Source organism: Klebsiella sp. R445, from assembly GCF_051131755.1.
Classification (GTDB): domain Bacteria; phylum Pseudomonadota; class Gammaproteobacteria; order Enterobacterales; family Enterobacteriaceae; genus Klebsiella; species Klebsiella lignicola.
The window spans coordinates 2,368,709-2,383,683 of record NZ_CP180446.1 but is presented as its reverse complement, the minus strand read 5'-3'; the positions used below and the strand labels follow the sequence as shown (position 1 = coordinate 2,383,683).

Here is a 14,975-nt window from a genome sequence, read left to right as displayed (position 1 = left end):
CATCGTCGTGTTCCGTTACTGGTGGGTGACCACAATTAAACGCAATGCGTCGAGACGCCAGCCTGCCTGCGCCAGGGCATCCATAACCTGTTGACGGTTGCTCTCGATGGCGGAAAGCTCGTCGTCACGAATGTTCGGGTTAACGGCTTTCAGGGCTTCCAGACGAGACAACTCGGCCGACAGTTTGTCATTGGCTTCATTGCGGGCGGTGTCAATCAGCGCCTGTGCCGCTTTGGCCACCTGCGCTTCGCCGAGCTGGAGGATCGCATGGACGTCCTGCTGCACCGCGTTGACCAGCTTGCTGCCGGTATGACGGTTCACGGCGCTCAGCTGGCGGTTGAAGCTCTCAAACTCCACCTGGCCGGCGAGGTTATTGCCGTTTTTATCCAGCAGCATACGCACCGGCGTGGCCGGCAGGAAGCGCTTGAGCTGCAGCTGCTTCGGCGCCTGGGCTTCCACCACGTAGATCAGCTCCAGCAGCAGGGTGCCTACCGGTAGCGCCTTGTTCTTCAACAGGGAGATGGTGCTGCTGCCGGTATCGCCGGAGAGGATCAGGTCCAGACCGTTGATGATCAGCGGGTGCTCCCAGGTCACGAACTGGGCGTCTTCGCGTGACAGGGCGACATCACGTTCGAAGGTGATGGTGCAGCCATCTTCTGGCAGACCCGGGAAGTCCGGGACCAGCATATGGTCGGACGGCGTCAGGACAATCAGGTTTTCGCCGCGATCGTCCTGGTTGATACCGACAATATCAAACAGGTTCATGGCGAAGGCGATCAGGTTGGTATCGTCATCCTGCTCTTCAATGCTTTCGGTCAGTTGTTGGGCCTGTTCACCGCCGTTGGAGTGGATCTCCAGCAGACGGTCGCGACCCTGCTCAAGCTGTGCTTTCAGCGCATCGTGCTGCTGGCGGCAGGATTTGATGAGCTCATCGAAGCCTTCGGTGGTTTCTGGCGCGGCAAGATAGTTAATCAGTTCGTTATGCACGTTGTCATAGACGGTACGGCCGGTAGGGCAGGTATGCTCGAAGGCATCCAGCCCTTCGTGATACCAGCGAACCAGCACGGATTGCGCGGTGCGTTCGAGGTACGGCACGTGGATCTGAATATCGTGGGCCTGACCGATACGGTCGAGACGGCCAATACGCTGCTCCAGCAGGTCCGGATTGAATGGCAGGTCGAACATCACCAGGTTGCTGGCAAACTGGAAGTTACGGCCTTCGGAGCCAATTTCAGAACACAGCAGCACCTGGGCGCCGGTATCTTCTTCGGCGAACCAGGCGGCGGCGCGGTCACGTTCGATGATCGACATGCCTTCATGGAACACCGCCGCACGGATGCCTTCACGCTCGCGCAGGACCTGCTCCAGCTGCAGTGCGGTGGTGGCTTTGGCGCAGATCACCAGCACTTTCTGAGAGCGGTGGCTGGTCAGGTAGCCCATCAGCCACTCAACGCGCGGATCGAAGTTCCACCAGGTGCCGGTATCGCCTTCAAATTCTTGATAAATCTGCTCAGGATAGAGCATGTCGCGGGCGCGTTCTTCGGCGCTTTTACGGGCGCCCATAATGCCAGAGACTTTAATCGCCGTTTGGTACTGGGTCGGCAGCGGCAGGCGAATGGTATGCAGCTCGCGTTTCGGGAAACCTTTCACACCGTTACGGGTGTTGCGGAACAGAACACGGCTGGTGCCGTGACGGTCCATCAGCATGGAGACCAGCTCCTGGCGCGCGGCCTGGGCATCATCGCGGTCGCTGTTGGCAGCCTGCAGCAGCGGTTCGATGTCCTGCTCGCCGATCAGATCGCCAAGGGTGTTGAGCTCGTTATCGCTCAGCTTATTGCCTGCCAGCAGCAGGGCCACGGCATCGGCTACCGGACGGTAATTTTGTTGTTCTTCTACGAACTGCTCGAAATCGTGGAAGCGGTTCGGGTCCAGCAGACGCAGACGGGCGAAGTGGCTTTCCATCCCCAGCTGTTCCGGCGTCGCGGTCAGCAGCAGCACGCCCGGCACGCGTTCGGCCAGTTGTTCAATGGCCTGATATTCACGGCTCGGTGCGTCTTCGCTCCACACCAGATGGTGTGCTTCATCGACGACCATCAGATCCCATTCCGCATCACACAGGTGCTCAAGACGCTGTTTGCTGCGGCGCACGAAGTCCAGCGAGCAGATAACCAGCTGTTCGGTTTCGAACGGGTTGTAGGCGTCGTGCTGGGCTTCGGCATAACGCTCATCGTCAAACAGGGAGAAGCGCAGGTTGAAGCGGCGCAGCATTTCCACCAGCCACTGGTGCTGCAGGGTTTCCGGGACAATAATCAGCACGCGTTCGGCGGCGCCGGCGAGCAGTTGCTGATGGAGGATCATCCCGGCTTCAATGGTTTTACCCAGACCCACTTCATCCGCCAGCAGCACGCGCGGCGCGTGACGACGGCCGACATCATGGGCGATATGCAGCTGGTGCGGGATCAGGCTGGTGCGCTGGCCGCGCAGGCCGCTCCACGGCATCCGGTACTGTTCGCTCTGGTATTTGCGGGCGCGATAGCGCAGCGCAAAACGGTCCATGCGGTCGATCTGCCCGGCAAACAGGCGGTCCTGCGGTTTGCTGAAGACCAGTTTGCTGTCGAGCAGCACTTCACGCAGTGTGACATTGGCTTCTTCGGTGTCGAGACGCGTGCCGGTATAGGCCAGCAGACCGTTCTCTTCATTTACTTCGTCAACCTGGAGCTGCCAGCCTTCGTGGCTGGTGATGGTATCACCCGGGTTAAACATCACGCGGGTGATGGGGGAATCATTGCGCGCGTACAGACGGTTTTCGCCGATGGCGGGGAAAAGAAGGGTTACCATACGCGCATCCAGCGCTACTACCGTCCCTAATCCCAGTTCGCTCTCTGTGTCGCTAATCCAGCGTTGACCAAGTGTAAAAGGCATATATGTTCAGCTCTTGTGTTCTTAAATTGCAGGCAATAGTTGATCATCTCCGGATAAGTCAGAGAGTGATCAAGATTGGGTCCAGGAATGGAAAGGGCGCTATATTACTGGATGGCAGGTCGTTCGTCACGTCCTCGTCGCCCTTCAATTTGCAGAACTGTCGGCTGGAAATTGCAGGGGGGCGAAGAAATCAAAATAGCCCCAGTTGCCCTGTTATTATTGTAGCAAAATCATCGTCGACAAAGGGAAGAATTCCTTCCGCGACCGGCTGAAGTTGCTTTGACAAATAGTGCTCATAATCGAGCGGCGAGCGCTGGTAGTCCAGCGGTTCGGGTCCGCCGGTGGTCCAGACATATTTTATGCTGCCGCGCTGTTGGTACTGCTGCGGCCTGCCCAGCCGCACGTTTTCCTCGTCAGCCAACCTCGCCGCGCGCACGTGCGGCGGAACGTTGCGCTGATACTCCGCCAGCGGGCGACGCAGGCGTTTTCGGTAAATCAGGCGATCGTCGAGCTCACCGCTCATCAACTTATCAATGGTCTCCAGGATGTAATCCCGATACGGCTGGTGGCGGAAAATGCGCAGATACAGCTCCTGCTGGAACTGCTGCGCCAGCGGCGTCCAGTCGGTGCGCACCGTCTCCAGTCCTTTGAACACCATCCGCTGTGCGTCGCCCTCCTGAATCATGCCGGCGTAGCGTTTTTTGCTGCCGGTATCGGCGCCGCGAATGGTCGGCATTAAAAAACGGCAGAAGTGGGTTTCAAACTCCAGTTCGAGGGTGCTGGTGAGCTGCTCTTTATCCAGCTCTGTGGCCCACCAGTCGTTAACGAAAGCGACCAGCGACCGGCCGATTTTTGCCGCCTCTTCTTCGCTATGCGGGCGTTTAAGCCAGACAAAGGTGGAGTCGGTATCGCCATAGATCACGTCATAACCCTGCGACTCAATCAGCGCTTTGGTCTGGCGCATAATCGCGTGCCCTCGCATGGTAATCGAGGAGGCCAGGCGCGGATCGAAAAAGCGGCAGGCGCTGGTGCCCAGGACGCCGTAGAAGGCGTTCATGATGATCTTCAGCGCCTGGGACAACGGTTTATTGTGCTGGCGTTTGGCGTCGTCGCGGCCATGCCAGATTTGCCCGACAATCCCCGGCAGGCAGTGTTTCTGTCGGGAGAAGCGTGCGCCGAGAAACCCCTCGGTGCTGTGCTCGGGTTCCGGATGGGCCATCCCTTCAATCAGTCCCACCGGGTCGATCAGGAAGGAACGAATAATCGACGGGTAGAGGCTTTTGTAGTCGAGCACCAGCACTGAATCATAGAGGCCGGGGCGCGAATCCATAACGTAACCGCCGGGGCTGGCCTGCGGCGGCACTTCGCCGAGGTTCGGGGCGACATAGCCCAGCCGGTGCATGCGTGGAAAATAGAGATGGCTGAAGGCCGCCACGGAGCCGCCGTGACGGTCGGCAGGCAGGCCGTTGACCGTGGCGCGTTCCAGCAGAAAGGGCATGATCTCGGTTTTGTGGAAGACTCGCGTCACCAGCTCGCAGTCCTGCAGGTTGTAGGCCGCCAGCGCCGGTTTGTCTTCGTGAAAACGACGGTCGATTTCGTCCATCCGATCCCACGGGTTATCGATGGCTTTTCCTTCGCCCAGCAGTTCACGGGCCACCGTTTCCAGGGCAAAAGAGGAGAAGTTCCAGAAGGCGGATTTCAGCGCCTCGATGCCGTCAACGATCAGCCGGCCGTTAGCCTGGGCGAAGAAGACGCCATTTTTAAACCCGTGTTCGCGCCACTCCAGTTCGCTATTGCCGCGACCAAGCATTAACGGAATACGGTAGCGTTCGGCATGTTTTTGCAGGACCCGCAGATCGAACTGGATGACGTTCCAGCCGATCAGTACGTCCGGGTCATGTGTGGCAAACCAGGCGTTAAGCTTTTCCAGCAGTTGCGGGCGGCTGGCGACATACTCCAGCTGGAAATCGACGGCGGGCGAGGGCGTTGGCTCAGGCCCGAGCATGTAGACCACCCGCTGGCCGCAACCCTCCAGCCCGATGCAGTACAGCTCGCCGTGACGGCTGGTTTCGATATCCAGCGACACCCATTTCAGCGGGGGACGGTAGTGCGGGCTGGGCTTCATGCGGGCGTTGACTACCTGCCGGCCCGCGGTGTCGCCTTCCACCCACACCGGCGCGGTGATAAAGCGCTCCATCAGATAGCGTTCCGGCGGACGGATATCGGCTTCGTAAACCGTGACGCCGTTTTCCCGCAGCTTTTTCTCGAGACGCATCAACTGGCGATGCGCGCGGCAATAGAGGCCGAACACCGGCTGGCGATGAAAGTCTTTTAAGCTGAGCGGGGCAAGGCGCAGTCCGTTTTCGCCCTGCAGCAGGCGTTCGACCAGCGGGCGTTGGGCTTCGGGAATAAACGCCACGGATTCCTGCGGCGGCAGGGTGACCTCAAGCGGCCCATCATCGGTGGCGAGCCAGAAAGACAGCACGGTGCCCTGCGGGGTATCCCGCCAGTGACGGGTCAGTAAAAAACCTTCTCGTGGCTGGGTCACGCCGTGCTCTCATCAATAAAAACCAGGCCTGATTATAGCCTGGTTCAATCGATTGTGCTGGGGTTTTATACAGGTATGGGGTTTATCCCGGAGGCGGTGCTTGCGCACCTGTCCGGGCTATCAGCGTGCACGATACCGTAGCCCGGTCAGCGCAGCGCCACCGGAAAGGGCAGCAGCATTACTGCCCGTAATAGGCTTTTGCCCCGTGCTTGCGCAGGTAGTGTTTATCCAGCAGCGTCTGCTGCATATCCGGTAACTGTGGCGCCAGCTGGCGGCAGAAAATGCCCATGTAGGCAATCTCTTCCAGCACGATGGCATTATGCACCGCATCTTCAGCGTTTTTGCCCCATGCAAACGGGCCGTGGGAATGCACCAGCACGCCGGGCATCTGGGCCGGGTCAATACCTTGTTCGCGGAAGGTTTCAACGATCACCGCGCCGGTTTCCCACTCATACTCGCCGTTGATCTCGTCGTCGGTCATCAGCCGCGTGCAGGGCACCGCACCATAAAAGTAATCGGCATGGGTGGTGCCGGTAGCCGGAATCGACTGCCCGGCCTGCGCCCAGATGGTGGCGTGACGCGAATGGGTATGGACGATGCCGCCCAGCGTCGGGAATGCCTGATAAAGCAGGCGATGGGTCGGCGTATCCGAGGAGGGTTTCTTTTTCCCTTCAACGACTTCGCCGGTTTCCAGACTCACTACCACCATATCGTCAGCCTGCATCACGCTATAGTCGACGCCCGATGGCTTAATCACCAACACGCCGCGCTCGCGGTCGACGGCGCTGACGTTGCCCCAGGTTAGGGTCACCAGATTGTGCTTTGGCAGCGCCAGGTTGGCTTCCAGCACCTGACGTTTCAGATCTTCTAACATTGTGTGCTCCGAATAACAGGAGAGTACGGATTTCCCCTCTTCCCGGCGGGCAGGAAGAGGGGAGGCACGCTTAGCGTTTTGAACCGTAATAAACTTCGTTCCAGCGCAGGGCATCTTTAAAGGACGGCAGACGCGTTTCTTCGTCGATCACCGTCAGCTCGATATCCTGCAGCTCGGCGAACTGGCGCATATCGTCGAGAGTCAGCGCATGGCTGAAGACGGTATGGTGCGCGCCACCGGCAATGATCCAGGCTTCTGACGCGGTGCGCAGATCCGGCTGGGCTTTCCACAGGGCGTTGGCAACCGGCAGTTTCGGCAGCTCGTGCGGCGTTGGCACGGTTTCCACGGTATTCACCAGCAGGCGGAAGCGATCGCCCAGATCCACCAGGCTTGCCACCAGCGCCGGGCCGGTCTGGGTGTTAAAGATCAGGCGGGCCGGATCGGCCTTGCCACCGATGCCCAGCGGCTGGACGTCGAGGATCGGTTTCTCCGGGGTGGCGATGGTCGGGCAGACTTCCAGCATGTGCGAACCCAGCACCAGGTCGTTACCGTTGTCGAAGTGGTAGGTGTAATCTTCCATAAAGGAGGTGCCGCCCTGCAGACCGGTTGACATCACCTTCATGATGCGAAGCAGGGCGGCGGTTTTCCAGTCGCCTTCGCCAGCGAAGCCATAGCCCTGCTGCATCAGACGCTGTACGGCGAGACCCGGAAGCTGTTTCAGGCCGTGCAAATCTTCAAAGGTGGTGGTGAAGGCGTGGAAACCACCCTGCTCAAGGAAGCGCTTCATCCCCAGCTCAATGCGGGCGGCATCCAGCACGTTCTGGCGCTTATCACCGTGAATCTGTGCAGCCGGGGTCAGGCGGTAGCTGCTTTCATACTCGTCAACCAGCGCGCTGATGTCGCCGTCGCTGATGCTGTTGACCACCTGCACCAGATCGCCCACCGCCCAGGTGTTGACCGAGAAGCCGAATTTGATCTGTGCGGCCACTTTGTCACCGTCGGTAACCGCCACTTCACGCATGTTGTCGCCGAAGCGGCACACTTTCAGATGGCGGGTATCCTGCTTCGATACCGCCTGGCGCATCCAGGAACCAATACGCTGATGCGCGCCCTGATCCTGCCAGTGGCCGGTCACAACGCTGTGCTGCTGACGCATACGTGCGCCGATGAAGCCAAACTCACGGCCGCCGTGCGCGGTCTGGTTGAGGTTCATAAAGTCCATATCGATGCTATCCCACGGCAGGGAAGCGTTGTACTGGGTGTGGAACTGCAGCAGCGGTTTATTCAGGATAGTCAGGCCGTTAATCCACATTTTGGCCGGTGAGAAGGTATGCAGCCACACCACCATACCTGCGCATTTGTCATCGTAGTTGGCATCGCGGCAGATATGGGTAATCTCATCTGGCGTGGTGCCAAGCGGCTTTAACACCAGCTTGCACGGCAGTTTTGCTTCGGCGTTCAGGCTGTTCACCACATGTTCGGCATGTTTGGTCACCTGACGCAGGGCTTCCGGGCCATACAGATGCTGGCTGCCAATCACGAACCATACTTCGTAGTTATCAAAAATTGTCATTGTCGTGTCCTTAATGGGTGAGGGCTGCCTGAGAATGCGGGGCTTTTTCCGCCTTCACAGCCGAAGGGAGATACTGTTGTTCGGCGCTGACCGACCACTGCTGGTAGCGCTGATAAAGTTGTTCAAAGCGTTGTGCCTGCTGAGGGCGCGGCTGCAGGGTGCTTTCGACCTGGCTTGCCATATGGTGTTGGGCTGTCGGGATATCCTCATACACCCCCGCGGCAACGGCGGCGAAGATTGCCGCGCCGAGCGCGCAGCACTGATCGGAAGCGACGATCTGCAGCGGGCGGTTGAGCACGTCGCAGCAGGCCTGCATGATCACCTGGTTTTTGCGGGCGATGCCGCCCAGCGCCATCACGTTGTTGACCGGGATGCCCTGCTCGGTGAAGCACTCCATAATGGCGCGCGCCCCGAAGGCGGTGGCCGCCACCAGACCGCCAAACAAGGCTGGTGCATCGGTGGCGAGGTTGAGATCGGTAATCACCCCTTTCAGGCGCTGGTTAGCGTTGGGGGTACGGCGGCCGTTGAACCAGTCGAGAACCACCGGCAGATGTTCGAGGGACGGGTTTTTCGCCCAGGCTTCGGTCAGCGCCGGCAGCAGCTGTTTCTGCTGAGCGCTAATCTGTGCTTTCAGTTCCGGATGTTGTTGCGCTAACTGTTCCAGCGGCCAGCCGAGAATACGGCCAAACCAGGCGTAGATATCCCCGAAGGCAGATTGCCCGGCTTCCATCCCGATAAAATCAGGTACCACGCTGCCATCAACCTGGCCGCAGATCCCTTTTACCGTGCGGTTGCCAACGCTCTGTTTGTCGGCGATCAGGATGTCGCAGGTGGAGGTGCCGATCACTTTGACCAGCGCGTTTGGCTGCGCGCCGGCGCCGACGGCGCCCATGTGGCAGTCAAATGCACCGCCGGAGAGGATCACCGTTTCCGGCAGGCCAAGACGTTCGGCCCATTCAGCGCACAGCGAGCCGACCGGCACATCGGCGGTCCAGGTGTCGCTGAACATCGGCCACGCCAGGTTCTGGTTGATAATCGGATCGAGTTCATCGAAGAAGCTGGCTGGCGGCAGGCCACCCCAGCTCTCATGCCACAGAGATTTGTGCCCGGCGCTGCAGCGGCCGCGACGCAGATCCTGCGGACGGGTGGTGCCGGAAAGCAGGGCCGGAACCCAGTCGCACAGCTCTACCCACGACACCGCGGCCTGCGCGACGGCGCTGTCCTGACGGGTTACGTGGAGTATTTTTGCCCAGAACCATTCGCTGGAGTAGATCCCGCCGATATAGCGGGAGTAATCCTCTTTGCCCGGCTGGTGACACAGGCGAGTAATGGCTTCAGCCTCTTCAACCGAGGTGTGGTCTTTCCACAGCACGAACATGGCGTTCGGGTTATCGGCAAACTCTTCGCGCAGCGCCAGTACCTGACCGTCAGCATCGATCGGTGCCGGTGTGGAACCGGTGCTGTCGACGCCGATGCCAACCACGCTGGCACGCTGTTCGGCGCTTAATAACGCCAGCACACTTTTCAGTGCGGATTCCATCGACTCAATGTAGTCGCGCGGATGATGGCGGAACTGGTTATTCGGGCCGTCGCAGAACAGACCCTCCTGCCAGCGCGGGTACCATTCTACGCTGGTAGCGAGTTCGGCGCCGGTGGCACATTCCACCGCCAGGGCGCGTACTGAATCACTACCAAAATCGAGGCCAATCGCAATTGCCATGCTGTTACTCCATGCAGAAAACCATTAATGGTGAAACAGTAGATATTCATGGCCAAAACCGTCAGGCCGTATTCGCTAATCTTATGGACTATTTTGCTATAGCATCGCAAAGTGTGACGCCGTGCAAATATTCAATGTGGACTTTCCTGCCGTCCATATAGACACACCTGTTACCCGGTGAAAGTGCTTTAAATGTGCGCTATCATCGGTTTTTGCTGTGAGGTGGCGGGTTTTGCTCTAAATTTCAACCGCCGTCCCAGTACGGAGCAACGGGTTAGCAGTACAATGTTGAATATGGACAATTGGTTTCCATGTGATATCCAGGAGAGCCGATCTTATGGCTGAAACACAAAACGATCCGCTATTGCCGGGCTACTCTTTCAACGCCCATCTGGTGACGGGGCTAACGCCGATTGATGCCGATGGCTATCTGGATTTCTTTATCGATCGCCCGTTGGGAATGAAGGGCTATATCCTCAACCTGACCATTCGCGGTGAAGGGGTGATCAACAATCACGACCAGCAGTTTGTCTGCCGGCCAGGGGATATTCTGCTGTTTCCGCCGGGGGAGATTCATCATTACGGGCGCCATCCTGACGCCCGGGAGTGGTATCACCAGTGGGTCTACTTTCGCCCACGCGCCTACTGGCATGAATGGCTGAACTGGCCGACGATCTTCGCTCATACCGGTTTTTTCCGTCCCGATGAGCCGTGGCAGACGCGTTTTTGCGAGCTGTTTGGTCAAATTGTTGAGGCGGGGCAAGGGGCCGGACGTTATTCGGAGCTGCTGGCGATCAATCTGCTGGAGCAGCTGTTGCTGCGGCGCATGGAGGCCATCAACGAGTCGCTGCATCCGCCGCTGGACAACCGCGTGCGCGATGCCTGCCAGTACATCAGCGATCATCTGGCAGACAGCCATTTCGACATCGCCAGCGTTGCCCAACACGTTTGTCTGTCGCCTTCGCGGCTGTCGCACCTGTTCCGCCAGCAGCTGGGCATCAGCGTGCTGGGGTGGCGGGAAGATCAGCGCATCAGCCAGGCGAAGCTGCTGCTCAGCACCACCCGTATGCCGATCGCCACGGTGGGGCGCAATGTCGGTTTCGAAGATCAGCTCTATTTCTCGCGGGTGTTTAAAAAATGTACCGGCGCCAGTCCGAGTGAATTCCGCGCGGGGTGTGAATAAAACGTAAATAAAATGAAATGTTGCGCCGGAAAATTGTCACAACCAGTAAACTATTTGGACAATTGATGGCTTGACGAATGCACGACGGCTCTGGAAAATCCGTGCTTCGTTTTGAAACCGGGCACATTATGCAAGCATTGCTGGAACATTTTATCACCCAATCCACGGTCTATTCCTTGATAGCCGTGATGCTGGTCGCCTTTCTGGAGTCGTTGGCGCTGGTGGGGCTGATATTGCCGGGAACGGTGATGATGGCCGGTCTTGGGGCGCTCATCGGTAGCGGTGAAGTCAACTTCTGGCAGGCATGGCTGGCGGGGATAGTCGGCTGTTTGCTCGGTGACTGGATCTCCTTCTGGCTCGGCTGGCGGTTTAAGAAACCGCTGCACCGCTGGTCGTTTATGAAGAAAAACAAAGCGCTGCTGGATAAAACCGAGCACGCGCTACATCAGCACAGCATGGTAACCATTCTGATCGGCCGCTTCGTCGGCCCGACGCGACCGCTGGTACCAATGGTTGCCGGCATGCTCGACCTCCCGGTCATGAAGTTTATCCCGCCGAATATTATTGGCTGTCTGCTCTGGCCGCCGCTGTACTTTATGCCGGGGATTCTGGCCGGTGCGGCGATTGATATTCCTGCAGATGAACACAGCGCCAGCTTCAAGTGGTTGTTGCTGCTGGCCGCGCTACTGGCGTGGCTGGCGGGCTGGCTGTGCTGGCGGCTATGGCGGAGCGCGAAAACGCGCGATCGTCTGACGCGCTTCCTGCCTCGCCCGCGCTTGCTTTGGCTGACTCCCCTGACGGTGGTACTGGCCGGCGTGGCGTTAACCGTAGTGATTCGCCATCCGCTGATGCCGGTCTACCTCGATATTCTGCACAAGGTTATCGCGCGCTGATCCCTAACAGGTGAGAGGCGCTGCTGTTCCCGCGAAGTAAGGTGTCGGTGTCGCCGTCCCAGGCGATACGCCCGTCAGCTACCACCAGCGATCGTGGGGCGATGCGCGCGGCGTCCTCGACGCTGTGCGACACCATCAGCAGGGTTAACTGCTGCTGCTGGCACACGTCGCTGACCAGCGCCAGCATCTCCTGACGCAGCGCCGGGTCTAGGGCGGAAAACGGCTCATCCAGCAACAACACCGGCTGTTCCCGAACCAGACAGCGTGCCAGCGCGGCGCGCTGACGCTGGCCGCCGGAGAGTTCCCCTGGCAGTCTGTCCAGCAGTGCATCAATCCCCATTTGTCCGGCGATGGCCTGCAGGCTGGCAGTCTGCACGGCGGTGAGCTTCAGTCCCGGATGCATTCCGAGGCCAATATTCTGGCGGACGGTGAGATGGTGAAAGAGATTGTTTTCCTGGAATAACATCGACACCGGGCGCCGGGCCGGCGGCGTATCGGTATGCGGCTGGCCGTCGATGAGGATCGTGCCGCTTGCCGGTGGCAAAAAGCCAGCGATCAGATTCAACAGCGTACTTTTCCCCGCGCCGCTGGGGCCGAGCACGGCGATGCGTTCACCTCGCTCAACGGAGAGCGTGAACCGCATCGGCAGATGCTGGTAGAGCCAGGTTACATCATTCAGTTTTAACATCACGCCCCGGAAGTTTCTCAATCACAGTAAAGAGGACAAAGCACAGCACCAGCAGCAGCAGGGCGGTCACCGCGCCATCCTGGCTGCGATAGGCGCCAATCTGCTGGTACAGATAGAACGGCAGCGTGCGGAAAGTGTCGTTCCCGAACAGCGCGACGGCGCCAAAATCGCCGATCGACAGCACGCAGGCAAAGGCCAGCGCCTGGGCCAGCGGGCGTTTTAAGGCGCGCAGTTCGACCACCCGCAGGCGGGTGAAACAACTCATGCCGAGAGAGTGGCACAGCTGGCCGTAGCGTACGGCGATATCGCGCATCGGGTTTTCCAGCACCTTCAGGGCGTAGGGAATGGCCATCAGCGCGTTGGTACAGATCACGATTCCGTCAGCGGATTCAGGCAGACCGATACTGTTGTTGAGCAGTAAAAAGAAGCCGGTTGCCAGCACGATGCCCGGCATGGCGAGGATCAGCATGCCGCTAAGCTCCAGCGTTTGCCCCGCCAGCGACTGGTTACGCAGACGCAGTTCACGACTGCTCCACAGCAGCATCATCGTCAGAATAACGCTGAGCACTCCGGCGCACAGCGCGATGCGCAGCGAGGTCCAGAATGCCTGCCACAACGCCGGGCGGGCCAGCACGCTGAACAGGTTGCTATTCAGGCCATCGACGACAACCGCCAGCAGCGGGGGAAGCAGTAGCAGGAGCGCGATAGCAATTAACACCGCGTCACTGAGGCGGCTGTGCAGGCGATCGTCCGGATCGCGCCAGCCATGAACATGGCTCACGCCGATGGCGACTGCTTTGCTCAAGCGCTGGGCAAGCAGTACCAGCCCGAGGCAGCAGATCATCTGGATCAGCGCCAGCATCGCGGCGCGGGCCGGATCGTAATCAAAGCTCAGCGCCTGGTAGATCGCCAGCTCAATGGTGGTGGCCCGCGGGCCGCCGCCGAGGGACAGCACGGTGGCGAAACTGGCGAAGCACAGCATAAAAATCAGCGCCGCAACGGGCGGAATTTGCCGCCGGAGCCACGGCCATTCCACCAGGCGGAAAAAGTGATAGCCGCGCATTCCCAACTGGGCGGCTATCTGGCGCTGCTCTCCGGGGATATTCTCCAGCGCCTGCAACAGCAGGCGGGTGGCCATCGGCATATTGAAGAAGACGTGCGCCAGAAGAATGCCCTGTAACCCGTAGGGTGAGAAATCCCACTGCCAGCCGACGACGTTAAACAGCGCCGCCAACCAGCCCTGACGACCGTACACGCTAAGAATACCGAAGACCGCCACCAGTACCGGCAGAATCAGCGTCATTGCGCACAGGCGCAGCAACAGCGTTCGACCGGGAAAACGTCGGCGGTAGAGCGCGCGGGCGAGAAACACCGCCGGCACGACGGAGAGGAGCGCCGAGAGAAACGCCTGCCAGAAGGAGAAGCGGATAACGTGCCACAGGTAGCTATCGTTCAATACCGAAGACCAGGCGGCCTCCGGCGCGCTGCTCCAGAGCGCCAGAAACGCCGACAGCGCCACGACGACCAGCAATGCGCTGGCCGTCAGGCCCGGTACCAGCCAGCTAAGACTTAGTGGCTGACGGCGCGTTGCCATGCATTAATCCAGTTCTGACGTTCTGCGGCGACCTGCTGCGGGGTAAATTGCAGGGTGGTTTGCGGTTTTTGCAGGGCGTCAAAGCCTGCGGGTAGCGCAACCTGGGTAACCGGATACATCCAGTTGCCGGTAGGGATCGCGTTCTGGAAGGCCGGTGACACCATAAACTTGAGGAATTTTTCAGCCAGTTCGGGTTGTTTGCTGGCGGCGGTGCGCGCGGCGACTTCAACCTGCAGATAGTGACCTTCGGTAAAACCGGCGGCCGCGTACTGGTCTTTTTTCTCTTCGATAATGTGATAGGCCGGCGAGGTGGTATAGCTGAGCACCAGGTCGCTTTCCCCTTTCAGGAACAGACCGTAGGCCTCGCTCCAGCCTTTGGTGACGGTGACCGTTTTCGCTGCCAGTTTCTGCCAGGCTTCCGGGGCCTTATCGCCATAGACTTTCTGCATCCACAGCAGCAGCCCCAGGCCCGGCGTACTGGTCCGCGGATCTTCATAGATCACCCGCCATTTCCGATCGCTTTCAACCAGCTCTTTCAGGCTTTTAGGCGGGTTCTGGAGCTTGTTTTTATCGTAGACGAATGCGAAGTAGCCATAATCGAACGGCACGAAGGTGTCGTTATCCCAGCCGCCAGGCACGGTGACCGCGCTGACCGGCACCTGGCTTTTGGCGAACAATTTGCTCTGCGCCGCCGCTTCCAGCAGATTGTTATCCAGCCCGAGCACTACATCGGCTTTGCTGTTTTTGCCCTCCATCCGCAGACGGTTAAGCAACGACACGCCATCTTCCAGCGCCACGAACTTCAGCTCGCAGTTGCAGTCGGCTTCAAACGCCTTTTTCACCACCGGGCCAGGGCCCCAGTCGGCGGAAAAAGAGTCATAGGTATAAACGGTAAGGACAGGCTTCGCCAGCGTGGGCGCGGCGACCAGTACCAGCAGCGGGAGTAATTTTTTCAACACTTTGCACCTCATAAAAAAGGG

10 protein-coding genes are annotated in these 14,975 nt (G+C 59.2%); 2 read left to right on the top strand and 8 right to left on the bottom strand.

The window, feature by feature from the left end:
• Nucleotides 1-15: 15 nt before the first annotated feature.
• From rapA to araB, 5 genes are all read right to left on the bottom strand, one after another.
• Entirely contained in the window at nucleotides 16-2,922 is a 2,907-nt protein-coding gene (gene rapA / locus ACMYSN_RS11080) for an RNA polymerase-associated protein RapA (RefSeq protein WP_462498015.1), read from the bottom strand.
• A gap of 190 nt (nucleotides 2,923-3,112) precedes the next feature.
• On the bottom strand, nucleotides 3,113-5,470 hold the full coding sequence (polB, locus tag ACMYSN_RS11075) for a DNA polymerase II (RefSeq protein WP_462498014.1): 2,358 nt from the start codon (nucleotides 5,468-5,470) through the stop codon (nucleotides 3,113-3,115).
• Between the two features lie 178 nt (nucleotides 5,471-5,648).
• On the bottom strand, nucleotides 5,649-6,344 hold the full coding sequence (gene araD / locus ACMYSN_RS11070; RefSeq protein WP_123757526.1) for an L-ribulose-5-phosphate 4-epimerase: 696 nt from the start codon (nucleotides 6,342-6,344) through the stop codon (nucleotides 5,649-5,651).
• Between the two features lie 70 nt (nucleotides 6,345-6,414).
• On the bottom strand, nucleotides 6,415-7,917 hold the full coding sequence (gene araA, locus ACMYSN_RS11065) for an L-arabinose isomerase (RefSeq protein ID WP_462498013.1): 1,503 nt from the start codon (nucleotides 7,915-7,917) through the stop codon (nucleotides 6,415-6,417).
• Nucleotides 7,918-7,927: 10 nt separating this feature from the next.
• Complete coding sequence (gene araB / locus ACMYSN_RS11060; RefSeq protein WP_462498012.1) at nucleotides 7,928-9,637, bottom strand: ribulokinase; 1,710 nt, start codon at nucleotides 9,635-9,637, stop codon at nucleotides 7,928-7,930.
• A 337-nt stretch (nucleotides 9,638-9,974) separates the two neighbouring features.
• Between araB and araC the strand changes: the two genes are divergently transcribed.
• A complete protein-coding gene (gene araC, locus ACMYSN_RS11055; RefSeq protein ID WP_123757523.1) occupies nucleotides 9,975-10,820 on the top strand; it encodes an arabinose operon transcriptional regulator AraC in 846 nt (281 codons plus the stop codon).
• A 128-nt stretch (nucleotides 10,821-10,948) separates the two neighbouring features.
• The gene (locus ACMYSN_RS11050; protein WP_462498011.1) at nucleotides 10,949-11,713 is read left to right on the top strand and encodes a DedA family protein; all 765 of its coding nucleotides are present in this window, start codon (nucleotides 10,949-10,951) and stop codon (nucleotides 11,711-11,713) included.
• Here ACMYSN_RS11050 and thiQ read toward each other — a convergent pair.
• From thiQ to thiB, 3 genes are read right to left on the bottom strand one after another with little or no spacing between them, the layout of a single operon-like run.
• Entirely contained in the window at nucleotides 11,700-12,401 is a 702-nt protein-coding gene (thiQ, locus tag ACMYSN_RS11045; protein WP_462498010.1) for a thiamine ABC transporter ATP-binding protein ThiQ, read from the bottom strand. The genes ACMYSN_RS11050 and thiQ overlap by 14 nt on opposite strands.
• The gene (gene thiP, locus ACMYSN_RS11040) at nucleotides 12,385-13,995 is read right to left on the bottom strand and encodes a thiamine/thiamine pyrophosphate ABC transporter permease ThiP (RefSeq protein ID WP_462498009.1); all 1,611 of its coding nucleotides are present in this window, start codon (nucleotides 13,993-13,995) and stop codon (nucleotides 12,385-12,387) included. Before thiP ends, thiQ begins: the two co-directional genes overlap by 17 nt.
• A complete protein-coding gene (gene thiB / locus ACMYSN_RS11035; protein WP_462498008.1) occupies nucleotides 13,971-14,954 on the bottom strand; it encodes a type 2 periplasmic-binding domain-containing protein in 984 nt (327 codons plus the stop codon). The genes thiP and thiB overlap by 25 nt, the downstream gene beginning before the upstream one ends.
• Between the last annotated feature and the right edge of the window lie 21 nt (nucleotides 14,955-14,975).

What these genes read in the sequence shown, in the direction of transcription:
- rapA (WP_462498015.1), bottom strand. Translation starts at nt 2,922, where the DNA reads ATGCCTTTTACACTTGGTCAACGCTGGATTAGCGACACAGAGAGCGAA.
- araD (WP_123757526.1), bottom strand. Translation starts at nt 6,344, where the DNA reads ATGTTAGAAGATCTGAAACGTCAGGTGCTGGAAGCCAACCTGGCGCTG.
- araA (WP_462498013.1), bottom strand. Translation starts at nt 7,917, where the DNA reads ATGACAATTTTTGATAACTACGAAGTATGGTTCGTGATTGGCAGCCAG.
- araB (WP_462498012.1), bottom strand. Translation starts at nt 9,637, where the DNA reads ATGGCAATTGCGATTGGCCTCGATTTTGGTAGTGATTCAGTACGCGCC.
- araC (WP_123757523.1), top strand. Translation starts at nt 9,975, where the DNA reads ATGGCTGAAACACAAAACGATCCGCTATTGCCGGGCTACTCTTTCAAC.
- ACMYSN_RS11050 (WP_462498011.1), top strand. Translation starts at nt 10,949, where the DNA reads ATGCAAGCATTGCTGGAACATTTTATCACCCAATCCACGGTCTATTCC.
- thiQ (WP_462498010.1), bottom strand. Translation starts at nt 12,401, where the DNA reads ATGTTAAAACTGAATGATGTAACCTGGCTCTACCAGCATCTGCCGATG.
- thiP (WP_462498009.1), bottom strand. Translation starts at nt 13,995, where the DNA reads ATGGCAACGCGCCGTCAGCCACTAAGTCTTAGCTGGCTGGTACCGGGC.